At 58.8% G+C, this 25,721-nt stretch carries 19 protein-coding genes and 1 pseudogene; 13 read left to right on the top strand and 7 right to left on the bottom strand.

Going from position 1 to position 25,721, the window contains the following annotated elements:
• Positions 1-26: 26 nt before the first annotated feature.
• Positions 27-1,093, bottom strand: a pseudogene (locus tag J2T60_RS06660) (IS481 family transposase).
• Between the two features lie 105 nt (positions 1,094-1,198).
• Here J2T60_RS06660 and J2T60_RS06655 point away from each other — a divergent pair.
• Entirely contained in the window at positions 1,199-2,044 is an 846-nt protein-coding gene (locus J2T60_RS06655) for an RHS repeat-associated core domain-containing protein (RefSeq protein WP_510184473.1), read from the top strand.
• A gap of 674 nt (positions 2,045-2,718) precedes the next feature.
• Complete coding sequence (locus tag J2T60_RS06650; RefSeq protein WP_510184475.1) at positions 2,719-3,573, top strand: RHS repeat-associated core domain-containing protein; 855 nt, start codon at positions 2,719-2,721, stop codon at positions 3,571-3,573.
• Positions 3,574-4,038: 465 nt separating this feature from the next.
• Here J2T60_RS06650 and J2T60_RS06645 read toward each other — a convergent pair whose 3' ends face one another.
• From J2T60_RS06645 to pepQ, 3 genes are all read right to left on the bottom strand, one after another.
• Complete coding sequence (locus J2T60_RS06645) at positions 4,039-5,397, bottom strand: Na+/H+ antiporter NhaC family protein (protein ID WP_253447114.1); 1,359 nt, start codon at positions 5,395-5,397, stop codon at positions 4,039-4,041.
• Positions 5,398-5,498: 101 nt separating this feature from the next.
• Positions 5,499-6,473, bottom strand: coding sequence for a DUF4438 domain-containing protein (locus J2T60_RS06640; RefSeq protein ID WP_253447112.1), 975 nt, complete (start codon positions 6,471-6,473; stop codon positions 5,499-5,501).
• A gap of 2 nt (positions 6,474-6,475) precedes the next feature.
• Complete coding sequence (gene pepQ, locus J2T60_RS06635) at positions 6,476-7,810, bottom strand: Xaa-Pro dipeptidase (RefSeq protein ID WP_253447109.1); 1,335 nt, start codon at positions 7,808-7,810, stop codon at positions 6,476-6,478.
• 263 nt (positions 7,811-8,073) lie between these two features.
• On the opposite strand from pepQ, the gene J2T60_RS06630 reads away from it, so the two are divergent.
• From J2T60_RS06630 to J2T60_RS06615, 4 genes are all read left to right on the top strand, one after another.
• Positions 8,074-10,392 carry a LysM peptidoglycan-binding domain-containing protein gene (locus tag J2T60_RS06630; RefSeq protein WP_253447106.1) on the top strand — a complete coding sequence of 773 codons (2,319 nt, stop codon included), beginning with the start codon at positions 8,074-8,076 and terminating at the stop codon, positions 10,390-10,392.
• Positions 10,393-10,512: 120 nt separating this feature from the next.
• Positions 10,513-12,915: a bifunctional diguanylate cyclase/phosphodiesterase gene (locus tag J2T60_RS06625; protein WP_253447103.1), complete on the top strand. Its 2,403-nt coding sequence runs from the start codon at positions 10,513-10,515 to the stop codon at positions 12,913-12,915.
• Complete coding sequence (locus tag J2T60_RS06620; RefSeq protein WP_253447100.1) at positions 12,908-13,837, top strand: transporter substrate-binding domain-containing protein; 930 nt, start codon at positions 12,908-12,910, stop codon at positions 13,835-13,837. Before J2T60_RS06625 ends, J2T60_RS06620 begins: the two co-directional genes overlap by 8 nt.
• A complete protein-coding gene (locus J2T60_RS06615) occupies positions 13,837-16,431 on the top strand; it encodes a sensor domain-containing protein (RefSeq protein ID WP_253447097.1) in 2,595 nt (864 codons plus the stop codon). Before J2T60_RS06620 ends, J2T60_RS06615 begins: the two co-directional genes overlap by 1 nt.
• Before the next feature lie 10 nt (positions 16,432-16,441).
• Here J2T60_RS06615 and J2T60_RS06610 read toward each other — a convergent pair whose 3' ends face one another.
• From J2T60_RS06610 to doeA, 3 genes are all read right to left on the bottom strand, one after another.
• A complete protein-coding gene (locus J2T60_RS06610) occupies positions 16,442-16,657 on the bottom strand; it encodes a hypothetical protein (RefSeq protein WP_253447095.1) in 216 nt (71 codons plus the stop codon).
• 56 nt (positions 16,658-16,713) lie between these two features.
• Positions 16,714-18,738 (bottom strand): S9 family peptidase, encoded by a 2,025-nt coding sequence (locus tag J2T60_RS06605; protein ID WP_253447092.1) that lies wholly within the window; start codon positions 18,736-18,738, stop codon positions 16,714-16,716.
• Between the two features lie 93 nt (positions 18,739-18,831).
• Positions 18,832-20,043: an ectoine hydrolase gene (doeA, locus tag J2T60_RS06600; protein WP_253447089.1), complete on the bottom strand. Its 1,212-nt coding sequence runs from the start codon at positions 20,041-20,043 to the stop codon at positions 18,832-18,834.
• Between the two features lie 106 nt (positions 20,044-20,149).
• Here doeA and J2T60_RS06595 point away from each other — a divergent pair, with 106 nt between their 5' ends.
• The 7 genes from J2T60_RS06595 (at position 20,150) to J2T60_RS06565 (ending at position 25,682) form a co-directional block, all read left to right on the top strand.
• Positions 20,150-21,358 (top strand): cysteine desulfurase family protein, encoded by a 1,209-nt coding sequence (locus tag J2T60_RS06595; RefSeq protein WP_253447086.1) that lies wholly within the window; start codon positions 20,150-20,152, stop codon positions 21,356-21,358.
• Between the two features lie 56 nt (positions 21,359-21,414).
• Positions 21,415-21,789, top strand: a complete 375-nt coding sequence (locus tag J2T60_RS06590; RefSeq protein ID WP_253447083.1) for a hypothetical protein — start codon at positions 21,415-21,417, stop codon at positions 21,787-21,789.
• A 15-nt stretch (positions 21,790-21,804) separates the two neighbouring features.
• Positions 21,805-22,128: an iron-sulfur cluster assembly protein IscA gene (gene iscA / locus J2T60_RS06585; RefSeq protein ID WP_253447080.1), complete on the top strand. Its 324-nt coding sequence runs from the start codon at positions 21,805-21,807 to the stop codon at positions 22,126-22,128.
• Positions 22,129-22,289: 161 nt separating this feature from the next.
• Positions 22,290-22,715, top strand: a complete 426-nt coding sequence (ndk, locus tag J2T60_RS06580) for a nucleoside-diphosphate kinase (RefSeq protein ID WP_253447077.1) — start codon at positions 22,290-22,292, stop codon at positions 22,713-22,715.
• 42 nt (positions 22,716-22,757) lie between these two features.
• Positions 22,758-23,864 carry a dual-specificity RNA methyltransferase RlmN gene (rlmN, locus tag J2T60_RS06575; protein WP_366518285.1) on the top strand — a complete coding sequence of 369 codons (1,107 nt, stop codon included), beginning with the start codon at positions 22,758-22,760 and terminating at the stop codon, positions 23,862-23,864.
• Entirely contained in the window at positions 23,861-24,616 is a 756-nt protein-coding gene (gene pilW, locus J2T60_RS06570) for a type IV pilus biogenesis/stability protein PilW (protein ID WP_253447074.1), read from the top strand. Before rlmN ends, pilW begins: the two co-directional genes overlap by 4 nt.
• Positions 24,609-25,682: a RodZ domain-containing protein gene (locus J2T60_RS06565; RefSeq protein WP_253447071.1), complete on the top strand. Its 1,074-nt coding sequence runs from the start codon at positions 24,609-24,611 to the stop codon at positions 25,680-25,682. Before pilW ends, J2T60_RS06565 begins: the two co-directional genes overlap by 8 nt.
• Positions 25,683-25,721: the final 39 nt, after the last annotated feature.

Below are 25,721 nucleotides of genomic sequence, written 5' to 3'. Positions count from 1 at the left end.
ACACTCAGGGTCTCCGGCAGCTCACATTATGCTGCCTGATCGGCAGCGTTTTCATCCTCTTTTGGGATGATCGGTGGCAGCCGTTTTCGGCCTAGGGCCTCCTTGAGAGCCTGAATCGGCGTGCGGCCCTTCAGACGATAGCCTTGGTGGCTGCGTTTGTGATTGTAGAAATGCAGGAACTTGTCGAGATCAGCCTGCATTTCCTCAACGGTTTCATACCACTTCTCGCGTCCTTGGTGCGGAAGTGCTCGTCTAGCAGAGTTCGATTCATCCGTTCGACGAAACCGTTGGTACGAGGACAGCGAACCTTGGTGGTCCGGTGCTCGATGTCGTGGAGAGCGAGCAGGAGCTGATAAGGGTGCTGCTCGGGACGACCGGAGAACTCTCGGCCGTTGTCGGTGAGGATGGTTTTCACGGCCACGCCGAGGGCCTCATAGAACGGCAGGACGCGGTCGTACAGTGTATCGGCCGCGGTGACGGGCATCTTGGAGGTGTACATTTTCGCAAAAGCTAGCGAGCAGAAAGCGTCGACAACGACCTGGACGTAGATCTTGCCGACACCTTTGAGTTGGCCCCAGTAGAAGGTGTCCTGGTTCAGAAACTCGCCCGGCGCACTGGTTTCGACATGGCGCATCCGGAATTCCGGGGAGTGGCGGTCCAGCAGTCGGATTTGCTCGTCTGACAGAACATGGGTGGTTTCCTGGGCCTTCTGTTCTAGCCGCAGGAGCCGCTTGTAGCGGGTCTCCAGCTCGTGGCGAAGCCAGACGCCTCGGACCCCGGACGGGCTGACCTCAATGCCTCGGAGGCGGAGTTCGTTGGCAACGCGCTGGGACCCGTAAGTGGGTTGTTTGAGGCAGAAGTCGAGGATCTCGTTCTCGATTTCCTCGGAGACCCGGTTGGGATGGGGATTCTTGGGCCCCCACCGTTCTTCGACGAGGGCAGCTACGCCCCCGACTTTAAAGGCTTTTTTGACTTCGTAGAAGGTGTCCCGGTGGTAGCCCATGATCTTGCAGGCCTTGGACACATTGCCGAGTTCTTCGGCCAGTTGCAGCAGGGAAAGCTTGCGCTTGGTACTCTGTGCGATGGCGGTCATCGGGATTTCTCCTGGTAGTTCTCAGTGTCGCAACTAAGAGTCTACCGGAGACCCCGGTGGCCGCCCCTTTCAGGGGCGACTGTCGGGTAAATACTAAACTACTTCATGCCGGGGGATGTGGAGATCGACTACCTGATCGATGGCCGTAACCGCAGAGTCGGCAAACAGGTCAACGGTGAGCTGGTACAGGGTTTCCTCTACCAGGATCAGCTTAACCCGGTAGCCGAGCTCGATGGTGATGGCAATGTCGTCAGCCGCTTCATCTACGCCACTCGCCCCAATGTCCCGGACTATATGATCCGAGACGGCGAACGCTACCGCCTCATCGCCGACCACCTGGGCTCCGTCCGACTGGTCATCCATGCCGACACCGGCGAAATCGCCCAGCGCCTGGACTATGATGCATTTGGGCGGGTATTAGAGGATACGAACCCGGGCTTTCAGCCGTTTGGCTTTGCCGGTGGTATCTATGATCAGCATACCGAGCTGGTGCGCTTCGGGGTGCGGGATTATGACCCAAAAACCGGCCGGTGGACGGCTAAGGATCCGATTCGTTTTGATGGGGATGGGCCGAATCTTTATGGGTATGTGTTGAATGATCCGGTTAATTGGTGGGATCCGGCGGGTGAAGCGCGTGTTTGCAGAAGGCCATTAGAGGTGCCTGGTTTCATTGTGGGACCCTTGTACCATGAGCATATATTTTTTGATGATCGTGTCTGGGAAGATGTTGGTTGGTTTGCAGACAGTCAAATAAGAGCAGACACCTTCGATCGATATGATGACTATACATGCGATAGTCCAAAGTATGACGACGATCTCATGCGTGATGCCGTAAGTGAGGTTTCTAGCTGGTGGAGTGAAAGTGAGTATGACCTTTATGGGTATAACTGTCAGGACTTTGTGTCTACAGTCCTGAATGTCTACCGTCGCTTAGAGAGGGTTCGAAATTGACAGACCAGGTCAGGATTGTGTTTAGAGTCTTATTGGTTCTAGTGGTTGCGGTATCTCTTATCGTCCTTTCTATTCTACGAGGAAGCGACCATTTGGCTCAATTTATGCTCATTTGGGCTAAGGGAGACAAGTCACTTGGTGTTGCCGAATACGTTCTAGCAAGGGAATTGGACCCTTATCCGGTTGTTCTCCATGAAGTATCAACCGTCGATGAACTTCTTGTGGGGGTGCAGAGGACTATCGAGTTCCCATATAACGGGAACTATAATGTTCGAGCTCAGGTTAGCAGTGGCTATCGGAATATTGATAGTCGGTCCTTTCCTTTGCTGGTGAGGTTGTCTTGCGGTGGGACCGATCCTGTACAGAAAATTCTTGTGTATAAGCAAGAGGTCCCATCGTGGCAGCAGCATTCGGAGGTTTTGTTGCGTGTACCAAGGGATGTTCCCCGAGGCATCAAATCCGACTGCCTATTGGTGGCTGAATTAAAAGATCAGCAGAATGGTAGTGATTATGGTTCCATTGAAATCAATCTTAGTGTGCGACGCGCCACACATTATTAGAGCTATAGGGGCATTTTCTTCTATCCTTGGTGTGGTCCGAAGCCGGCCCAGAACCGATTCTAACGACGACGCCTTCGGCAACCTGCGCCACGTCAGCCTGCCGGGGATGTAGAAATCGAATATCTGATCGATGGTCGCAACCGCAGGGTCGGTAAACAGGTCAACGGCGAGCTGGTACAGGGTTTCCTCTACCAGGACCAACTCAACCCGGTCGCCGAGTTGGATGGTGATGGCAATGTCATTGCGCGGTTTATCTACGGCACCCGCCCCAATGTCCCCGACTATATGATCCGGAACGGTGAACGCTACCGCCTCATCGCCGACCACCTGGGCTCCGTCCGCCTGGTCATCCACGCCGACACCGGAGAAATCGTCCAGCGGCTGGACTATGATGAATTTGGGCGGGTATTAGAGGATACGAACCCGGGATTCCAACCGTTTGGCTTCGCCGGTGGGGTTTATGATCAGCACACAGGGCTGGTGCGCTTCGGGGCGCGGGATTATGACCCAAAAACCGGCCGGTGGACGGCTAAGGATCCGATTCGTTTTGATGGGGATGGGCCGAATCTTTATGGGTATGTGTTGAATGATCCAGTAAATTGGGTTGATTGGACGGGCTTGGTTGGAGTTCCTACAGGAACTGGCTTCGTTCCAATCTCTCAACAGCAAGGCCCTGGGCATGGGTCTGTTCCATCTCATCCAAATGAAACACGCTATGGCACCGTTGGTGAAGAACTTGAGACTGGATTCGACCTTGTTCAGTGCATGATGATCTGTGTTGGCGAGGGTGGGGCTGCCGAAGTCCTCTCCTCCACTGCAGAGCTTGGTAGTAATAGAATTGCTAGGGCGTGTTTAAGTAGGGAGGGGAGGGCTGTTGCTAAGGGCATAATAAGAGGTGGCGGTATTTTTTCATCTGCAGCGACAGTAGGTGGAACTTCGAAATGCGCTTTGGATTGTCTTTCTTTATGAAAGTGAGGCTGCTTTGAATATTAGGAAATATTTCAGGACGGGCTGGATTAAGGTTATCGTCGTTGTTGCGATTTATGTGTTACTGATGCTTGTGGCTGCATGCCTTTATAGTGTTATTTCGACAGGTTTGGTAAGTCATTTTGTATTCGACAAACTCTCAATATTATGTCCAACTGGATCTGATTGACGTCGTCAATTGTGCTTTTTACCAGGAACGTTATTCCCAATGAGCAAGATTCGCCACCATGTTTCGGGATTAATTCCAGATATTCTGTTTCTTGTTTTATTGGCTATTATTTCAGAGTTTTTAGTGCTTGTATTTTGGGGAAAGTGTCTTGCTCAATATTTATTTTGGGGATTCCTCAAATGGTACTTTGTGGGGTTCACTAGCTTAGTTGTTTTTCATATAGATCGTTGGATGAGTAGTTCCAGGAACGCTCGGCGGGCTCTTCGGATTCTCGTACCTCAGGACATCATCAGCAGGCCACTGGCTGTGTAGGCCAGGACGGCGGCGAGGCCGGCGACCAGGGCATAGGGAAGTTGGGTGCGGACGTGTTCCAGGTGGTCGCAGCCGGCGCCCAGGGAAGAGATGATGGTGGTGTCGGAGATGGGGGAGCAGTGGTCGCCGAAGACGCCGCCGCCCATGACCGCCGCGAGCACCAGGGCCGGGGGCACATCCATGGCTGCGGCCAGGGGCAGGGCGATGGGAATCAGGATGCCGTAGGTGCCCCAGGAGGTGCCTGTGGTAAAGGAGATGATGCCGCCGGCGATGAAGGCCAGGGGTGCCAGCAGGAAGACCGGCAGGGCCGGGCCCAGCATGGCGGCCACGAATTCCCCGGTGCCCAGGCCCTGCATGCTGGCGCCCAGGGCCAGGGCGAGCAGCACGGTGGCCACCACTGGCAGCAATTTGCCCATGCCCTGGAAACCCAGGTCCACCAGCCGCTTGTGTTCAAAGACCCCGTCCCAGCGCAGCAGGACATAGGCCACCAGCACCGCCAGGGCGGTGGCCCAGAGAACCGACTGGGCACCGGCGCCGGCCAGCAGGCTGCCATCGCCGGTGAGCCAGAGGAAGAAGAGAATCCCCCCGATCATGGTCCCCACAGGCAGCAGCATGTAGCGGGCCCGGGTGGGTTCGATGGACTCATCCTCGGTAATCTCTTCCATGCGTGACTCGGCTGTCTTCATGGGGCCGTGGACGCGGGTGGTGATCACCGTGTAAAGCACCAGGGCCAGGGTGATCAGGGCGTAGAAGTTGAGCGGGATGGTGGCCGCCAGGATGGCCACCGGGCTCTCATAGTCGAACTCGTCCAGCAGGCCCAGGATATAGGCCCCCCAGCCGTTGAGCAGGATCAGGATCGCCACCGGGGCGCAGGTGGAATCGATGATATAGGCCAGCCGGGCGCGGCTCATCTTGAAGCGATCAAACAGACCCCGGGCCACGATCCCCGAGGTCAGGATGCTCATATTGGTTTCGATGAAAATGGCAAAGCCGGTGAAGGTGGGCAGCAGTCCTGCCCGGCGGGCATTGGTGGTGTAGCCGCCCCGGGTTAGCCAGCGAACCACGGCGGCCACCCCGCCGGAGTACTGGATGTAGTACAGCAATGCCCCCACCAGCAGGCTGAACAGGAGGATGCGGGTGCTGTTGGGGCTGGAGAAGACATCGGTGGCCCGATCCAGCATGCCCGTGAAACCGCCGCCGGGATTGAAACCCGCCAGCAGGGTCTCGGAGACGAACAGGGCGGCCAGCAGGGCGATGATGACCTCGCGCTTCCAGACGGCCACGGCAATGGCCACCAGGGGCGGCAGCAGGGACAGCCATTCCATCTCGGTCTTCCCCTAGGCGGTTTTCAAGAAAAACGCCCGACCCTGTGGGGCCGGGCGTCCGCAGCAATCAAACTGATTCAATACGACCCACGGGGTGCAGCCTAGTGAATCGACAGCAGGTTGATCAGGTTCATCTCCTCGTCATCCTGCAGCTCGATATTCCCCGAGGGCGAGGTGAACAGGGAGGTGACACCCGGGCCATGCCCGGCGACCCGGCTGATGCCGTGCACCACCACACCCACGCTGATGGCTCCGCCGCGATAGATGCGACCGTATTTGTGGTCGGCATCGGTGATGGCGACGATGTCTCCAAAGCGGAGGCTGTCCAGACCATACCGCTCCACCACCTCTTCATCAAAGAACTGGATGTCATAATCCCCCGATGCCACGTGGTTGCGGCCCAGGCCGGAGCCCATGATCTTGGCCGGAATGCGGTGGGTCACCGGGATGCGAAGCTGGCCCTGTTCATTCACACCCATGCCGCGTTCTTCCATGGCTTCCAGCAGGGCGGGGCTGACGTTGCGAATATAAACGTCGTCCACATTCTCGGCTTCCATGCCCAGTCCGATGGTGCGAATCTGCATGCGATCGCCGATTACCAAATCGTCATAGACCTGGTCGGGGAAATCCACCATCACGTTGTTGATGCCGCCATGCTTGCCGATCACCCGGCCCTCGGCGCCTTCCGCGGCGCCGTCAATGATACGGACCCGGTTGCCGATCTGGGCCATCACATTGAGGGCATGGTTGGCCGTATCCCCGGGATCGCCATTGCGGATACTTACGGCCGGCTCCACGTGGTCACCGGCCATGTGGACGGCCGAATCACCGGCTCGGAAGTTGTAGGTGATGCCGCCGGTACCCGGCAAGGTTTTTACATCCCCTTCCGGTGATACCCGCAGGGGCGGGTCCGCCTGATGGGGCTGGGTGATCTCACCGATGACCGATTGCTCCACCAGCTCATTTTCGTTGATTTCCAGTGGACGGACATCCCCATGAGCCGGGGTGTTGCAGCCTACTAACAGGCCACAGGCCAGTAGCAGACTGGCTGCCTGAATGGATTGATGGTGACGCATTGTTATCCTCCTGCTTGGACTTTATTAAAGGCATTCCGGGTCATGTTCTCGTGGCCGTCGGCCGTGACCCGGATATCGTCTTCAATGCGAACACCCCCGAAGGGCCGGAATTCATCCACCTGTTCCCAGTTGACGGCCTTGCCTTCATCGGTATCCCGAATGGGATCAAGCAGGTTATCGATGAAGTAGACCCCGGGTTCAATGGTCAGGGTTTGATCGGTATCCAGTTCTCGGGTGGTGCGCAAATGGGGGTGGGCCTCCGGTGGCGGTGCCCGCCGTCCGTCCGGCCCGCCCATGTGCCCGCCCACATCATGGACCTGCAGACCGATGAAATGGCCCAGGCCGTGGGGGAAGAAGCGGCGGGTCAGGCCGGAATCGAAGGCCTCGTCGGCGGAGACGGTAATGAAGGCCCAATCCGCCAGCAGGCGGGCCACCCGGCGATGGGTCTGATCGTGCAGCTCGCCGAAGGAGACGCCGGGCCGGACCAGATCGCAGAGTTCCCGCTGCATGGCGTCCACTGCGTCGATCAAGTCGGCAAAGCCCTTGTCGCCTCCGCTATAGGTGCGGGTGATGTCCGAGGCGTAGCCGGCATAGCCGGCCCCGGCATCGATCAGGAAGGCGCGATGGGTTTCAGGGGTTTCACGTTCCAGGCGATCATAGTGCAGGGTGGAGCCATTGGCGTTGAGGGCGATGATGCCGGGGTAGGGCAGATCGTTCTGGGTGTGCCCACAGGCGGTGCAAAAGGCTTGGTGCAGCTCGAACTCGCTGGCCCCATCCCGGAAGCCGGCCTCTGCGGCCCGATGGCCCAGGGCCCCCAGGCGGTTGGCCTCCCGCTGGCAGTCCAGCTCATAGGTGGTCTTCCAGGCCCGATAGTAATGCAGGTGGTTGAGCAGGCCTTCCGGGTTCCGGGGCCGGGACTGCAGCGCCTCGGGGGGCTGCTCCCCCAGGAAAACCGCATCCTCGAGATCGGAGAGGGCCTTTTCCATGGCATCAGCCTCGCCATGACTTTCGATCTCGAAGGCCTCGGTCCAGGCGCCCTGGGGGGCTTCCGGGGTCTTGTGCCAGAAATCCTCCGGGGCGTGGAGCAACAGCCGGGGCGTCTCCCCCCGCCGATAAATCAGGTAGCTGTCCGGGTGCTGGGTCAGCGGCACCCAGTAGTTGAACAGGGGATTGACCTTGAAGGGGTAGGCGATGTCGTCCAGAAAACGCTGGGCGACGCCGCCGCTGGCGATCACGACACAGGGCACCTCATGGGCCGCCATGGCGTCGTCGAAACGACGGCGGACGGTATCAATATGGGCCAGATGGTCGGCATCGCGGGTTGGAGCTTGCTGCATGACTCGATCCGTTTTTTGACGTGAAAGTCCTACAGCATAACGCACTGGGTGGCCTTCGCGCAGGTGGGACTGACAGAGTCTCGTGCTGCGCTGACAAGTTACCCAGTCAGTGTCAGAATGACGGCCAGTCATACGAACCTTGTGAGCAAATGCTTGTCCCATGGTTTTGGCAAGGTAGATCCCACGGCTGACACCCAGGGGTGATGCGGGGCCGGTGCGGCCGATACCCGCTTAATGGATGATTTTTCGGAGGAATACCACTTGTGATTCGAACCTCCCTGCTGGCGCTGTTACTGCTAATGAGCCTGGAGGCTCAGGCCGATATCCGTGATCCCTTTCCCAAGCCGGACGAGTTTGAGGCGGACGTCAACTTCTGGAAGCGGGTATACAGCGAAGTGGACACCGATGGGGGGCTGCTCCACGATCATCGTTATCTGGATGTGGTCTATGAAGTGGTGCGCTTTCCCGAGGGTGCCAGTCGCAGCGAGCGGCGGCGGATCCTGACGGAGCGCCGGGAATATCATCGTGACCGGCTGCTGGACATGGCCCAGAACCCCGATGCGGACACGGCCTCGGCCCGTTCACTGCGGGAGAAATGGGGGGAGGAGTTTGGCGCCGCGGATTACCGCGCCGCGGCGGACCGGATCCGTTTTCAGTTGGGCCAGTCGGACCGCTTCAGGGCCGGGCTGGAGCGGTCCGGGCTATGGGATGCCTATATTCGGGAAGTGATGCGCGAGCACGGCGTGCCGGAAGGGATGGTGGCCTTGCCGCATGTGGAGTCCTCCTTTACCCCCTATGCCCGCTCCCGGGTGGGGGCCTCGGGCATGTGGCAGTTTACCCAGGGCACGGGCCAGCGTTTCATGCAGGTGGACCATGTGGTGGACGAGCGGCTGGATCCCTGGCTTTCCTCCGTGGCCGCGGCCCAATTACTCAGGCACAATTATGAAACCACCGGCAGCTGGCCGCTGGCACTAACTGCATACAACCATGGTGCAGCCGGGGTTCGGCGGGCGGTCTCGGTGATGGGCAGCGATGACATCGTCACCCTCAATCGCCAGTATGAAGGTCGCCGCTTCGGTTTCGCTTCCCGCAATTTCTATCCTTCCTTTCTGGCGGCGCTTGACCTGCATGCCGAGCCCCATCGATATTTTAACGATCTGAATATCCGTTCGGCGGAGGCGCCGAATAGCGTGAAGATGGAGGCCTATCTGCCGCTCTCGGCGGTGGTCGAGGCACTGGACTTGGCCGAAGAAACCCTGCGGCGATTGAATCCGGCCCTGCGGGACCCGGTGTGGGACGGACGCAAGCATATTCCTCGCGGCTACGTCCTGAGGCTGCCGCAGGACCATTCGGGGATCAATGGAAGCGAGCTTCTGGCCGCGGTGCCCGAGGATCAACACTTTGCCCGTCAGGAGCCGGATCGTTACCACGTTCTTCGCCGGGGGGAGACGCTGTCCCATGTGGCGGACCGATACGGGGTCGGTTTGAGCGAGTTGGTTTCGGCCAATAATCTGCAAAACCCCCATCGCGTCAGAGTGGGGCAACGGCTTACCTTGCCGGGGCAGGCCGCAGCGGCCACGGCAAGGGGTGCCGGAGCCAGGGATGGTGTCCATGTTCTGCGTCGTGGAGAGAGTCTGTCTTTGGTGGCGGACCGTTATGATATTAGTTTAAGCGAGTTGATAGCGGCCAATGATTTGGCTAACCCGCATCGGGTACGCCAGGGGCAGCGATTGACCCTCCCCGGACGAGGGGGTGGTGCGAGCTTGCGGCAAGAGCGCGTGCCTGCGGATGGTCAGTACCGGGTTCGGCCCGGTGACAATCTTTCCCTGATCGCCCAGCGGTTTGCTACCTCGGTGTCTGAGCTGAACGCCCTCAATGACTTTGATAATGGCGACCGGATCTTTCCGGGACAGACCATTCAGGTTGGCCAGCCCCGGGCTGAGGAGGTGGTGGAAACGGAAGAACCCGAGGCCCCGGCCGAGGAAGACAGCCAGGCGGAAACGGAAGTGGCTGCCGCGGATCCGACTGTGGATGACGTTCCGGCGCTGGAGGAGTCCCCCGAGGCCGTCATCGATGAGGACGCTGAGCCCGGTGTCGTTGCCACGGAAATGGCGGATGCCATGCTGGCCGAAACCCAGCCGGAGCTGGCGGCCGACCCGGCCGATTACGCCGTGGGCTCGGATGGCCGGGTGGAGCTGCAATGGGGCGAGACACTGGGTCACCATGCCGATTGGCTCGAGATTCCCACCCAGCGTCTGCGTCAGCTCAATGAGTTGCGCTTTGGGCAGTCGGTATCCGCCGGTGATCGGCTGAGGCTGGATTTCGCGCAGGTTTCCCCGTCGGAATACGAGACCCGCCGCCATGCTTTCCATCAGCAGATTCAGGCCCAGTTCTTCCAGGATCACCGAATTGCCGGCGTCGAAGATTACAGCGTGCGCAGTGGCGACTCCTTGTGGGTGATCACCCGGCGTTTTGGCAATCTGCCGGAATGGTTGCTGCAGCAATACAATCCGGATATGGATATGGCGCGCTTGCGGCCCGGGGATACCCTCAGCCTCCCCCAGGTGGAGGATCGCCAGTAGCAAATTGCTCCCGCGGGCTCTTGGGCCCTGCTACGCTTGGAGAATCGGGGGGTGGCATTCCCGTCCGAGCATGGCCGGAACAATGGCCTCCAAGGATGCCGAAACCGGGGGAGCATTTCGGTGAAGCCCATTTCCTTGCCTCAGTGGCTGCGTCATCGACGCTTGAGTTTGCGGGTCGTACTGGTGATCCTGCTCATCAGCTCCGTGTTTACGCTGGCCATCACGGTTTACCAGCTTTACGGGGAGTATCAGCGAGATCTGGGCGGCCTGGAGCAGCGACTGGAACAGGCTGATACCAGTTTCGCCGAGAGCCTGGGGCGTAGCGTCTGGGCCCTGGATGAGACCCAGGTGGGGCTGCAGTTGCGGGGCATATTGCAGCTGCCCCATGTTCGCCAGGTCCGTATTGAAGGGGATCTGGAAATGACGGTGGGGGAGAGCAGTGACTATCCCCATCAGCTGCGTCACCAGATCCCGGTTGTCTATCAGGGTCAGCAAGGTGATCCCCAGACCTTGGGGACAGTCACCGTGGCAGCCGACCTTGAAGCCATTCATGGTCGCTTGTGGAACATGGGGTTGTTCATCCTGGTCACCCAGGGAGTCAAGACTTTTTCAGTCTCCCTCTTGATACTCGCCGCCTTCTATTATCTGGTTACCCGGCACCTCCAGGCCCTGGGCCGCTTTGCCCATGGCTTGCGTCTGGATCAACTGGGTGAGCACTTGCGTTTGAATCGCAGTGAAGGAGGCTTACTTCGACCGGATGAGCTGGATGATGTCAGTCAGGCCTTTGATCATGCCGTCACGCGCATCCGTTCTGACATCGGTGCTCGGGAAGTGGTGGAAAAGGAGCGGAATCTGCTAGCCAAGGCTCTGGAACAGTCACCGGCCGGTGTCGTCATCATGGATCATGATGGTTGTGTGGAGTATGTGAACCCACGGTTCGTGGAGTTCAGTGGTTGTGAGGCCAACGATGTTCTTGGTGAGCCTGCCTTCCAACAAGGGGGATGGTTGCATCAGCGGGTGAGCGTTGCAGAGGGGGCCGGCGACCCCTGGGAAGCGGTGATGGCCGGTGAGACATGGCAGGGTGAAATCCGTTTCAGGCGGGAAGATGAGCATTATCGATGGGCCTGGATTTCCCTGAAGGCCGTGGGTGAAGGGGAGTCAAGCTACTATATCGCCCTTATTGAGGATACGACGCAGCTGAGAACCGTGCAGGAGCGCCTGGATTTCCATACCCATTTTGATGCCCTTACTGAATTGCCCAATCGTGTGTTGGCCTATGAGCACCTGACCCGGGCCATACACCGGGCCGGAGAGGGGCAAAGCACGGCTCTGTTGTTTTTGGACCTGGATAACTTCAAGTACGTCAATGAAAGTCTGGGTCATGAAGTGGGTGACGAAATCCTGGTGGTGGTGGGAGATCGGCTTACTCGCTATAGCGAAGAAGACTGGATTGTGGCTCGATTCGGCAGTGACGAGTTTCTGGTCATCATGCCGAATATTCAGCACCCGGACGGTTTGGCAAAACGTATTGAAGCCCTGATGGCCGCACTGCGTGAACCGATTCCCCTGGGCGATGAAACCTTCTTTGTCGCCATAACGGCCGGCGTGGCCATGGCCCCGCAATCCGGTCAGACGGCCCGGGAACTGCTGCAGGCGGCGGATACGGCCCTGTATGCGGCGAAGGGAGACCGGAAAAATTCCCTGCGTTTTTACGAGTCTGAACTGGGGCGCGAGAGCCAGCATCGCCTGACCCTGGAAGGAGATCTTCGTCATGCTCTGGCCGAAGGGCAGTTCGAGTTGCATTACCAGCCCGTGATCAGTTTGTCATCCGGGAAGGCGGTAAGCCTGGAAGCCTTGATTCGGTGGCGGCACCCGGAGCGTGGACTGGTGCCGCCGGATGAGTTCATTCCCCTGGCCGAGGAAAATGGCCTGATTATTCCCATCGGTGAGTGGGTGCTTCGGAGAGGCCTGCTGGACCTGGCTTCCCTGCGACGCCACCCGGTATTGCAGGATATGACGGTGGCGGTAAATGTCTCCTCCCGCCAGCTGGTGGAAGGTGACCTTCTGGCCACGGTCTCCCAGGCCCTGCAGCAAAGCCATCTGTCGGGTGAGGCCTTGCAACTGGAATTGACCGAACGGCTTTTTGTGGACGAGTTGCGTTATACCCGTCAACTGCTCGCACGGCTTGAGAATATGGGGATATCGCTTGTAATCGACGATTTCGGGACCGGCTATTCCGCTCTGGGCTACTTGCGTCGCATGAAGGTCGATACATTGAAAGTCGACCGGGATTTTGTCCGAGATATCAGCGAGGATGAGGATGATGCGCTGTTGACGCGTGCAATTATTTCCCTGGCCCATGATCTGGAGATCGAGGTGGTGGCGGAAGGGGTGGAGACAGAGGCTCAGCTGGACTTTCTCCGAAACTGTGGTTGTGAACGGGTTCAAGGTTACTACTTCGCCCGACCAATGCCCTTAGAACAGGTCGAGCGCTTCCTGCTGGAGGCCCTGGAAAATGCTTGATGGCAAGCTTCTTGGTTCGATTGTGATGGGGCTCGCCTTGCTTGTTGGAGGCAGGAGCGAAGCCGAGCCCACGACCATCGGATATATTAAGCCGGACGCGGCGGGCGATGAGCGGGATGCCTATTTCCTGGATGTTCTGGAACTGGCCCTGGAAAAGACCGAAGAGGATTTTGGTGAATACCAGTTGCAAGAGGCGCCTTTGCGAATGAATCAGAGCCGCGCCATGCGGGAAATGCTGGCTGGCCGCCATATCGATGTGCTCTGGTCCATGACCGACCCGGATCGCGAATCCAGGCTGCGCCCGATCCGGGTTCCATTACTCAAGGGTCTGCTGGGGATTCGTCTGCCACTGGTGCGTCAGAAGGAGGTGGATATGATGGCCTCTGTCTCCAGACTTTCTGATTTGAAGGGTTTTTCGCCTGGACAGGGGCATGATTGGCCGGATACCCGAATATTACAAGGCAATGACATCGCCGTGGAAACCAGCGCCAGTTATGAGGGGCTTTTCCGGATGCTGGAAAAGGGGCGGGTGGATTACATTCCCCGGGCCGTGGTGGAAATCGGTGCCGAGCAAGACCTTTATGAACGGTTCAATCTGGTGCCCGGGACAGGACCATTGATTGCCTATCCCGCCCCCATTTATTTTTTTGTGGCGCCGGACAACCGAGCCTTGGCGGAAAGACTCGAATTGGGCCTGCAGCGGGCGATTGAAACAAATGCTTTCCAGTCCCTGTTTGAAACCTATCCTGCCCACAGCATGGCAATAGAACAATACCTTTCTGGTGACCGCCCTATTATTTGGCTGGATAACCCGTTTTTGCCGGAGCAAACGCCGCTGGATGATGAGGCGCTCTGGTTTGAGCCGGTTTTCCGGTACCGTACCATGTTGCATAAGCGAAGTAGTGGCAAGGAGAGGGATTGATGGGTCAACGACGGAATCGTCCAGCCGCCATCATGCCTGATGATGCCGAGCTCTATCGGGCCTTGTTTGACGCCTCCAGTTATGCCGTTCTGGTGCTGGCTGCCAATCAGGTCGTCGCCAGCAGTCCTGCCGCCCTGTCCTTGTTCGGATACCGACGGCCGGAAGAGTTGGTGGGCTGCCATCCCAGCGAGTTGTCACCGTCAAAACAACCCGATGGCAGTGATTCCCGTTCCCAGGCCGCGCTGCATATCCGCCAGGCGCTTCGTTACGGACAGCATCAATTCGAATGGCTGCATCAGCATGCGGATGGACGGGGAATCTTATGTGACGTGACCCTTAGCCGCCTGGATTTTGAGCATGGCCCACTGCTGCGTGCCAATGTCCGTGATATCACGCAGGAGCGAGAACGGGAAAGCCATTTGCGCCGTCAGGCCACCGAGCTGGAGGCACAGCTGGCGAAGCAGAATCAGAAGCTGGAGGCGGCCAATCGGGACCTGACCCGGGAAATCTCAACGCTCAAGGAAATGGAAAAGGCCCTCTCGGATCAACAGGCCTTTTTCAGCCAACTGTTTCATGCCTCTCCCGAAGGGATTGTTCTGCTGGATTCCCAGGATCATATCCTGCAAGCCAACCAGGCCTGGCTGGACATGTTCGACTACGAAAATGATCAGGTCATCGGAGAAACCATTAATGATCTGATCGTCCCTGAATCCATGCATGAGCAAGGCAGCTCCCTTTCCGATCAGGTGCTGTCCGGGCAGCCGGTTAATGCAGAAAGCCGGCGCCTTCGTCGTGACGGTACCTTGCTGGATATGTCCATCCTGGGCGCACCCGTCATGATCGACGAGAACCAGATTGGTGTTTTTGGTATCTATCGGGATGTTACCCGCCAACGCCAGGCGGAAGAAAGTTATCGCTTGGCTTATCAGGCACTTCAGAACACGGTGGAAGGCGTCATTATTCTTGATAAGGATCGTCGGGTGGTCTTTGTCAATGAGGCCTTTGCGAGAATTACCGGGCAGGGTCGTGATGCAGTGATGGGAGAACGTATTCACCTATGCTCCGATCACAAAGGCCAGGCAATGACGGAAGCACCTATATGGGAAGCCTTGTCGGTTGGTGGTTACTGGGAGGGCGAGATATGGAATCGACGACAGTCAGGCGATGTCTATCCGGCTCTGCTGAGTGTCAGTGCGGTGAAAGACAGCGAGGGTGAGGCAGGGCACTTCGTATGCGTATTCAACGATATATCCCAGAAGAAGGAGTACGAAAGCCAGCTGGAGCGGCTCGCCCATTATGACCCCTTGACGGGGCTACCCAACCGCTCCCTGTTCCAACAGGAGTGCACCCATGCCCTGGAAAGGGCAAAACGCCGGGGCACATTGGTGGGTCTTATCTTCCTGGATCTGGATCATTTCAAGATGGTCAACGATTCCCTCGGGCATCCCATTGGTGATCAGTTCCTGATCGCGATTGCCCGCCGACTGGAGGAACAGCTCAAAGACAATGACATGCTGGCCCGGCTGGGTGGCGACGAGTTTGCCATCCTGACCGAAGGTCGACCTGATATGGAGGCTCTGGCAGAGCTGTCCGGCCGTTTGTTGTCCGAATTGTCCGAGCCGGTGTGGGTGGAGGGTCATGAACTGGTTAGCTCATGCAGCATCGGCATCTCTGCCTTTCCCAATGATGGGGATGATGCCGATACCCTGCTGAGAAATGCCGATACGGCCATGTACAGGGCCAAGGCCAAGGGGCGTAATGCCACCCAGTTTTTCTCGGCCGAAATGAATGCCCGTGCCTACGAAGATCTGCTTATGTCCAAGGCTCTGCGGGACGCCTTGGAACGGGATCAGTTCATCCTTCACTATCAGCCCTGTGTCAGCCTGGTAGATAATCGCATGACGGGGGTCGAGGCATTGGTTCGCTGGCATCATCCCGAGCAGGGGGTGATTCCCCCCAGCACCTTCATCCCCCTGGCGGAACGCAATGGCCTCATTGGCCAGTTGGGTCATTGGGTGTTTCGGGAGGCCTGTGAGCAGACCGCACGATGGCGTATGGCGGGATTGCCTCCCGTTCGGGTGGCAATCAATGTCTCGGCCCGGCAGTTCAACCGCCGTGGCTTGATTCAGGAAATCGCCAAATTGATTGCTGACAATGGGCTGACACCCCGGGATCTCCACATGGAAATCACCGAGAGCATGATGATGGAAAATCCGGAGCGGGCCCAGGAGGTATTGCGATCTGTGGCGGAGATGGGCATGGATATCGCGGTAGATGATTTTGGTACCGGTCACAGCTCCCTGAGTTATCTCAAAGATTTTCCCATCCACTATCTCAAGATCGATCGCAGCTTCGTGATGGGCCTGCCGGAGGACCAGGGTGCACTCGCTATCGTCAAGGCTATTCTGGCCATGGCCCACAACCTGAATCTGAAGGTGATTGCGGAAGGGGTGGAAACAGCAGCCCAGCGGGACATCTTGGCGGAGTTGGGCTGTGATGAAGCCCAGGGCTACTTTTTCAGCCGACCCCGCCGGGCGTCAGAACTGACACGATTGTTGGAAGCCAATCAGGCTTTGCCCGTCAAATCTCACTAGCGGCTTTCTGCTAGCGATCCACGGGTTCGCAGTGAATGCTGGGCCGATCGCCGGAGCGGGAGAATTGGTGCTCCCGGGGGATGTCCTCCAAAGCACGGTTTCTCTCCTCCTCGGTTTCATACCAGCGAAAGCTTTCCCAATCCTCGCCCAGCAAATGGGGCATGGCCAGGGGGTCATTGCCCGGCATGGTGATGCGAATGCCGTAGCGCTTGTTCTTGTCCGTCATTGTTGATCCTGTTCCAGACCGGGCCCCGGCATAGCCGGGGCCCGGTTGATCGGGTGTCAGAGTTTGTCACCGTGGTCCAGATCCGCCTCCGGCAGTGTCTCACTACCATCGCGGACGAAATGGTCCATCCAGCGCATCAGACGCATGGTGTACTCCCGTTGGCTGGTGGCATTACGGTTGCCGTGACCTTCCCCCGGGAAAGTCACCATGCGGACCGGCACATTGTCCTGCACCTTCAGGGTCCGGTAAAGCTCCATGGACTGACTCACATGGACCCGGGTGTCGGCTTCACCATGCATGATGAGAATGGGCGTCTCGGCATTTTCCGCATGGTAGATGGGACTGCGTTCCAGGGCGAATTCCCAGTCATCCCAGGGCCACTTGCGGGCGTGTACCAACATCAATTCCTGGGGGATGTCGGAGGTGCCGAACTTGGAAATGGTGTTGCTGATGCCCACAAACATCACACTGGCGGCGAAGTGCTCGGTGAGCGCCGTCGCCCCCCAGGCTGAGGCATAGCCGCCGTAGGAACCCCCGGTGATACCCACCTGGTCTTCATCCACCAGGCCGGTTTCAACCAAATGATCCTTGGCGTCCACCAGATCGTCGAACTCGGCGCCGGCCGCATCGGCCTGGCCCAGTTTGGTGAACTCCACTCCACGGGCGGTGCTGCCCCGGTAGTTGGGATAGAAAACCGCATAGCCCTGAGCTGCGGCCACTTGTCCCGGGTCGGAATAGTTTGTGTTCCAGCCGTTGGAAATATGGGCTTCCGGGCCGCCGTGGACCGCCATGATCATGGGATGTCCGCCCCGGCGCCGCTCGTTCAGGGGCCGGATCAGAACGCCTTCCAGTTCCAGGCCGTCCCGGGCTTCATGGGTGACCACTTCCTGTTCCGCCAGCTCCCGGTCGGCCAGCCAGGGGTTGTTGTCGGTCCAGCGGTCCAGCTCGCCATCCTGGTGCACATAGAGTTCACGGGGATGGTCCGGACTGTCGGCGGCAAAGGCCAGGCTGCCGTCATCGGCCAGGCTCAGGCTGCGCAGGATGGGCTGTCCCTGGTCGATGAGGATTTCCTCCTCGTTGCCGTCGCGGTGGATGCGCCCCAGTTCGCTGTAGGTCCCTCGGTGCCCCATCCAGATGATGCTGTCATCAGAGTCCCAGTCCAGCGTCTGCACATGGCCCAGGTATTCCCGGCCCTTGATGGTTTCGACCGAGCCGCTTTGGACATCACCTACCACCAGTCGGCCTTCCCGGGGATCATGGATGTCATCGGCGCCCACCCAGGCCAGGTATTCTCCATCGGGGGACCAGGCCATGGGGCCCAGCTTGCCTTCCACATCAAAGGTGGCCACAACGTCACCATTATCGGCGTCTACCACCTGGGGTTTGCGGAACATGAGATCGTCATCCACCAAGGGCGTGGGGGCGATCATCATGGCCAGCTTGTCACCTGCGGGGCTCCAGTGCAGCTCGGAGGCCGACCCCTCAAGCTCAACTTGCTCAATGCTGTCCTTGTCTCCGGCCGTGGCAGTCCAGACAGCCACTGGGCGCAGTCGCTCCTCGATGACGCGGGCATTAAATCCCTTGTCTTCCAGTTTCGTGCGGTCTTCATCCTTGGCTTCGGTGGCCAAAAAAGCAACCCGTTCCCCGTCCGGATGCCAGCTGTAGCTGCGGATGGCCGTCTCGTGGCTGAGCACCCGCTCGGCTTCCCCGCCATCCACCGGGATCACGTACAGGGATCGCTGATCATCGCCTTCACGCTTTGCCAGGAAGGAAATGGCCTTGCCGTCCGGTCGCCAATCAATGGCGCCGATGTTGACCTTGCCGCCGATGAAGGTGCGGCTTTCACCCTCGTCGGTGGCCATATGCAATTCGCTCCAGGTCGGGCCGTTGTCATCGTTATAGGGGTCCCGCTGGACGCTGCGGGTATAGGCCACATGCTCCCCGTCGGGTGAAATGCTCACTTGGCCGACCTGTTTGATCTTGTACAGGTCGTCCATTTCCATGCCATCGGCCATGGCCTGGGGCCCGCCCAAGGCGAGGGTGGCCAGGGTCAGGCCGGTGAAAAAATATTTTGCCGTCATTGCTACAGGCTCCATCGATGTGATTGGCTCAAGGTGGAATAGGATAGGGAAGCCGGGCCGGCTTGACCAGTCATGGCGGGGAGGGCCTGCTGCTCAGTGCTGAAGGAACAGCTTGCGTTCCGGCCCCTTGAAGAAAGAGCGGCAGCCATCCCGGGTCACCACCACGGTTTCCGAAGTGCCCATGACCTTGTCGCCTTCCACCCCGTAAAGCCAGGGGATGAGGTGTATGGTCATTCCGGGCTCCAGGGGGCGCCGATCTCCGGGTTTAAGACTGAGCATATAACCCTCGTCCCAGCTGGGGGGGAAGGCGATCCCGATGCTGTAGCCGGCACGGGTGATCAGCTCGGCATCCAGGCGATTGGCTGCAATGATGTGACGGGCGGCGTGATCCACCTCCGCTGAAGTGACGCCGGGGCGGATGGTGGAGAGCATTTCCTGCAGGGCTTCATTGGCAACGGCTTCCGCTTCCCGCATCGCCTTTGGCGGTTTGCCGGTCCATACCGTGCGCATCATGGCGGTGTGGTAGCGGCGCATGCAGCCGCCGATCTCCAGAAAGACCCCCTCATTTTCTTGAATGATTCGTCCTTCCCAGGTGGCGTGGCCAATCATGCAGCGGGGCCCGGAGGTGATGTAGGGGGAAACCGCCGGGTATTCGCCACCCGCCCGGAACATGGCGTCATGGACCGCTGCCGCCACATCATTTTCGCTGGCCCCCGGGACGGCGGCCTCTATCCCGGCCTGCATGCCCACTTCCGTGGCCCGGGCAGCTTTCTCCATCATCTGGAGTTCTTCTTCCGACTTGAGAATGCGGCTGGCTTCCACGATGCCGTAGCAGTCAACGAAGTTGCTGGTATCAAAGCTGGCCAGCATTCTTTCCTGTTGGTAGGCCGGGAAAAAGTAACTATTGCGTTCATAGCCCACCCAGCCCTTGTCCAGGCCGAACTCCTTAAGGGCCTGAAGCAGGGTTTCGATGGCATCACCGGTATCGCTATAGGGGCGGGAGTGTTCCACCCAGGTCCGTGGCCAGATATTGGTTTCTTCCAGCCGCCGGGTCACCATGAATGGCTCATCTTCCAGGGGTACCACCAGGGCCTGGAAATAGGAGTAACCGGTGGTCTGGTAGCCGGTGAGGTAAAGCAGGTTGCCCGGATCCGTGATCACGGCCACATCCATGCAGCGGCGTTCCATGCGGGCCCGCAGCTCACTCAGGCGGCGCTGGTACTCAGTGATGGAAAAACTCAGGCCCTCGTGATCCCGCATTCGACCCACTCCCGCTTGCATCAGTGCCATTTCATCAGTACGCAATTCAGCTTCCCGGCGTCAAGTCTTTTCGCCGATACTTGCGTCCAATCAAGCCTGTTGCCGTCTGGCCGCGTTATCATGGGGAGAGTTCATCGGAATGGGGGAGACCATGTCCCTGCCAAACGACCGCATCATCTATCTGGACTATGCCGCCACCACACCCGTGGATCCCCGGGTTGCCGAGAAAATGTCGGCGTGCCTCACCCAGGACGGCTGTTTTGCCAATCCGGCCTCCAGCCATCGACCCGGGCGGGAGGCCCGGGCCCGGGTGGAACATGCCCGGGCCCAGCTCGCCGCCCTGATCGGTGCCGAGCCGAGAGAGCTGATCTTCACCTCGGGCGCCACCGAGTCCAATAATCTTGCCATCGCCGGCGCGGCCCACTTCCATCAGCATCGGGGGCGGCACCTGATTACCAGTCGCAGCGAGCACAAGGCGGTGGTGGATGTATTCAAGCGCCTGGAGGAAGAGGGTTTTGAGGTCACCTGGCTGGCGCCGGATGCCCAGGGGCATATTAGTCGGGACCAGCTGGTTCAGGCCCTTAGGGAAGACACCATCCTGGTGAGCCTGATGTGGGTGAATAATGAAATCGGGGTGGAACAGGAGATTGAAGCGATGGCCGCCGAGACCCGTCGGCGGGGCATACTCTTTCACGTGGATGCGGCCCAGGCGGTAGGCAAGCGGCCTATCAATCTCAGCCAGGTACCGGTGGATCTGCTGTCTCTCTCCGGCCACAAGTTCTATGGGCCCAAGGGGGTGGGCGCACTGTATCTGCGCCGACGCCCGCGAGCCCGGGTATCACCGCTGATGCTGGGGGGCGGTCAGGAGCGGGGGCTGCGCTCGGGAACCCTGGCCACCCATCAGCTGGTGGGCCTGGGGGAGGCCGCCCACCTGGCGGCTGCGGAACTCGATGAAGAGATGGGGCGTCTCAAGGTCTGGCGTGAGCAGCTGCTGTCGCACTTGCTGACGCTGCCGGGGGCGGCTCTTAACAGCACCTCGGCGCAGGGGGTGCCGGGCATTGTGAACCTTCGATTCGAGGGGATTCATGGTGAGGCTCTGGTGGCCGCACTGGATCCGTATGTCGCGGTTTCCAGCGGCTCGGCCTGCACCTCGGCTGTCGTGGAGCCGTCTTATGTATTGCGGGCCCTGGGCTTGTCGGAGGCCCAGGCGGAAGCCTCTCTGCGGATCAGTTTTGGGCGTTTCAGCAACTGGGATGAGCTCTCCGCTGCCGCTGACCGGATCGAGCAGGTGGTTCGCCGACTCCATTCCCTGTCTCCACGGGGGCAATCGGATTCGGGTCCGACCGCGCTTTCAGGTTAGAATGGCCCAAATAGTCAGCTGGCAGCGGCTGCAACTGAGACGAGACGGGATCGCCCATGGCAGCTTCGGTGGAGCCGGGACCTTACAGTCAGGCATGTTGGCAGCGCTTCAATGAAGCCGGCCATGCCGGGCCACCGCCGGAAGGTGCGGCCGTGGGTCGGGCCCGGGGCCGGGCCGGAGACAGCGAGGTGCTGATCTGGCTGCAGGCGAGCCCCCGGCGAGGCGGTTTTCTGGCCCACGCCGGGCCCTGGGGCATTGCCGCTGCGGACTATGCCGTGGAGCGCTGGTGTCAGGGGCAGGTTCTGCCCGATGCCGGAGAGCTGGCAAAAGCCCTGGCGGCCCCTGCCGAAGCGATGGATGACTGTCTGACGGTGGAGGACGCGGCCAGAAACGCTGCGCGAAACTTGGAATCCGACAGCCGAAACGAGTGAAAAGAGGTGATATCAATGGCGATCAGCTTGACTGAATCTGCGGCCAATCGCGTGACTTCCCATCTGGAGAAGCGCGGGCATGGTCTGGGGCTGCGTCTGGGCATCAAGAAAACCGGCTGCTCGGGCTGGGCCTACGTGATCGATTATGCCGACAATCAGAGCGAAAACGACGTGATCTTCGAGGATCATGGGGTGAAGGTGCTGGTGAATCGGGAGCACCTTTCATTCCTGGATGGGACGGAGTTGGACTATGTTCGGGAAGGTATCAACGAGGCCTTCAAGTTCAATAATCCCAATGTGAAGGACGAATGCGGATGCGGGGAGAGTTTCACCGTCTGAGGCCCCGCATTTACGTTGCCGTCCGGAGCCCTCGCCCGGTAGAATGACGCGTTTGCTTCCGCCGCCGTCTCTCGGCCCCTGATGGGGGTCGGGCGGCGGCGGAACAGTTTGAATGAATTCCTTTTTTTAGTGTCCTTAACCGTATATTTGGGAGAAGTAGAATGGCTGTGGAACGCACCCTGTCGATCATCAAGCCGGATGGCGTGGAAAAAAACATCATCGGTGAAGTCTACAGCCGCTTTGAAAAAGCAGGCCTCAAGATCATCGCCGCTCGCATGATGCACCTCAGCCAGGATCAGGCCGAAGGGTTCTATGCGGTTCACAAGGAACGGCCGTTTTTCGCGGACCTGGTCAAGTTCATGACCTCCGGTCCGGTGATGGTCCAGGTGCTGGAAGGCGAGAACGCCATCAGCCGTAATCGTGAGTTGATGGGTGCTACCAACCCGGCCGAGGCTGAGCCCGGCACTATCCGTGCCGATTTCGCCAAGACCATTGATGCCAATGTGGTCCATGGTTCCGACGGTGAGGACACCGCGCGCAGCGAGATCGAGTTCTTCTTCAAGAACGATGACATCTGCCCGCGTTAATCGCAGCAGACCTCCGCTGGCCGGGGGTGGAGAGACAGACTGGTGGTTGAGGTTCTGAAGAACAATCTGCTGGGTATGGATCGCGCCGGGCTGGAAGCTTACTTCCAGCGTATTGGCGAGAAACCTTTTCGTGCCCGCCAGATCATGAAATGGGTCTACCAGCAGGGAGAAACGGATTTCTCCCGCATGACCGACCTCAGCGTGAAACTCCGCGAGCATCTCATGGAAACCGCCGAAGTGCGGGCTCCGGAGGTGGTCTCGGATCATCTTTCCCAGGATGGCACCCGCAAGTGGTTGATGCGGGTGGATTCCGGTAACGCGGTGGAAACGGTCTTCATTCCGGAGGAAGGCCGGGGCACACTCTGTATTTCCTCCCAAGTAGGTTGTGCGCTGGACTGCCAGTTTTGCGCCACCGCCGAACAGGGGTTCAATCGCAATCTCACCACTGCCGAAATACTGGGCCAAGTGTGGCATGTGAACCGCCTTCTGGGGCGAGATGAACACAATGCCAAGCGCCTGACCAATGTGGTCTTGATGGGCATGGGCGAGCCCCTGGCCAATTTTCGCAATGTCATGCCGGCCATCAATGTCATGCTGGATGACTTGGCCCTGGGCCTTTCCAAGCGTCGGGTGACGCTCAGTACTTCCGGTGTGGTTTCCAATCTCTATCGTTTCGCCGAGCAATCCGAGGCGGCGCTGGCGGTTTCCCTGCATGCGCCCTTCGATGAATTGCGAAACGAGATCGTGCCCATTAATCAGAAATGGCCGCTCAAGGACCTCATGGCGGCTTGCCGTTATTACATCGAGCAGCACCCCGGGCGGCATATCACTTGGGAATACGTCATGCTGGATGGGGTCAATGACGGTGAGGAGCATGCCCGCGGGGTGGCCAAGCTATTGGCGGGGATACCCTCGAAAATCAATCTGATACCCTTCAATCCTTACCCTGGGGCGCGCTACAGTCGTTCCAGCGACGCCCGGATTCAGCGTTTTCGAAAGATCCTGCTGGACAAGGGATTTAACGTCATTACCCGCAAGACCCGCGGTGATGATATTGATGCGGCCTGCGGTCAGCTGGCCGGTGAGGTCAAAGATCGCAGTCGACGACAGGAGCGTCGAGCGGCTGCCAGTGAGGGAGTGGCTTCATGATGGTGTATCGGAATTGGGCAATTCTGGTTTTCTTGCTGTTGTTTTTAACCGCCTGCACGGGTACCCCTGAAAGGGATACGGAGCGCGAGGAAGCGGCAAGCAGTCATTTGCAGCTCGGGGTGCATTACATGCGCCAGGGGAATCTGAGTGCGGCCAAGGACAACCTGGAAAAGTCCCTGGAGTTTGACGACCGCAATGCCATGGCCCATTCCACCATTGCATTGCTGTATGAACAGATCAACGAAAGCCGTTTGGCACAACGGCATTATCGTCGTGCCCTGAGACTGGATGGAGACAACCCCTCCGTTAGCAACAACTATGGCACTTTCCTGTGTCGCCAGGGAGAATATCGGGAAGCCGAGGAGCAGCTGGTCCAGGCAGCCCAGAATCGGCTCTACCAGACACCCGAGGTGGCTTGGGCCAATGCCGGATCTTGTGTTCGTCGTATTCCCGATTATGAGGCAGCCGAGGAATATTTCCGTAATGCTCTCAGGCTCCGTTCCGACTACCAGGAGGCCCTGCGACAGATGGCATCCATGCAGTATGAGCGAGAAGAGTTTCTCAGCGCCCGGGCCTTTTTCCAGCGTCTGGCGGACCAAGGTGAGTTGGAGGCCTCGGCATTGTTGCTGGGAGTCCGTATTGAAGAAGCCCTGGATGACCGTGAACAGGCTGAACGTTATGCGAATCGGCTGAAGTCGAAATACCCTGATTCAGACGAGAAGCATCGACTGGCGGAGCTGGGTTATGACTGATGATCCCTCTCTGATGGATTCGGATCAGGGAAAGGATCCCCACGACACAAAACAGGATGATTTGGCGGACAAGCAATCCTCTGCCGGACCGGGTGAGCGACTCAGGCAGCAGCGAGAGGACCGGGGCCTCAGCCTGGGACAGGCGGCGCAGGAACTGCGGGTCCTTTCCAGTATCCTGCAAGCCTTGGAGGAAAATCGTTTCGAAGTACTGGAAGCGCCCATTTTTGTTCGCGGGCACCTGAGGAATTATGCCCGTTTACTGGAGTTGCCGGAAACGGAAGTCCTCCAGGAATACGAAGCGACCTTGCCCGAGGAAGTGCACTTCGATCCCAAGGTGAACCATCACCGCCAGGAGCCGGTGGTTGGCGGCGGTACACCCCGTTGGATATTCCCGGTGGCTTGGCTGGTGGTGATTGCCATGCTGCTGATGGGGGCACTGTGGTGGTATGCCGGTCCCCATCGGGATCCCGTGGCCGGGATCGGTTCGCTGGAAAACAATATGGAAGCCGAGGCTCCTGATCAGGGTTCCCCTGAAAACCTGGCCTCTGCCAGTGGGCAGGAAGAGGCGGATGGACTTCATCTGGATACACGTACGGACCTGTCGGTGATCGGGACTGAAGGCGACACTGAAATGACACCGGCTTTGGCATCTGCTGGAGAGGAAGACGGCGCCCCCGAATTCAGTGGCCTTGAAGAAGAAATTGGCCAGGCTCTGGATGACCGTCTGCCCGAGATGGAGACTGGATCAACGGAGCCTGTCGCGGAGGAGGATGCCGGGCAGACTGAGCCGGAAACCGTAGTACCTGAAAATGCGGTGGAGCGTGCCCTGGTACTGGAAATGACTGGGGATTCCTGGCTTGAAGTTCGAGCAGCGGATGGCGAACAGCTGTTTTATGGGCTGGCCCAGGAGGGGCAACACCTGGAGCTGGATGGCCTGGCCCCCATTGAGCTGTTTATGGGAAACGCGCCGGCTATCGAATTGCAAGTGGACGGCGAGTCCATGGAGTTTTCCGGGCGGATTCGTAATGATAATACGGCCCGGGTAGTGGTGAACCCGCCAGAATAGGTCAGCGGGACCGCCTCTGATTCCCAATTTTTGTAGATC

The sequence above is a fragment of the Natronospira proteinivora genome, assembly GCF_024170465.1.
In the GTDB taxonomy this organism is placed as follows: Bacteria; Pseudomonadota; Gammaproteobacteria; order Natronospirales; family Natronospiraceae; genus Natronospira; species Natronospira proteinivora.
Note: the sequence above shows the minus strand (reverse complement) of the source record. Positions and strands in the feature narration are given on the sequence as shown.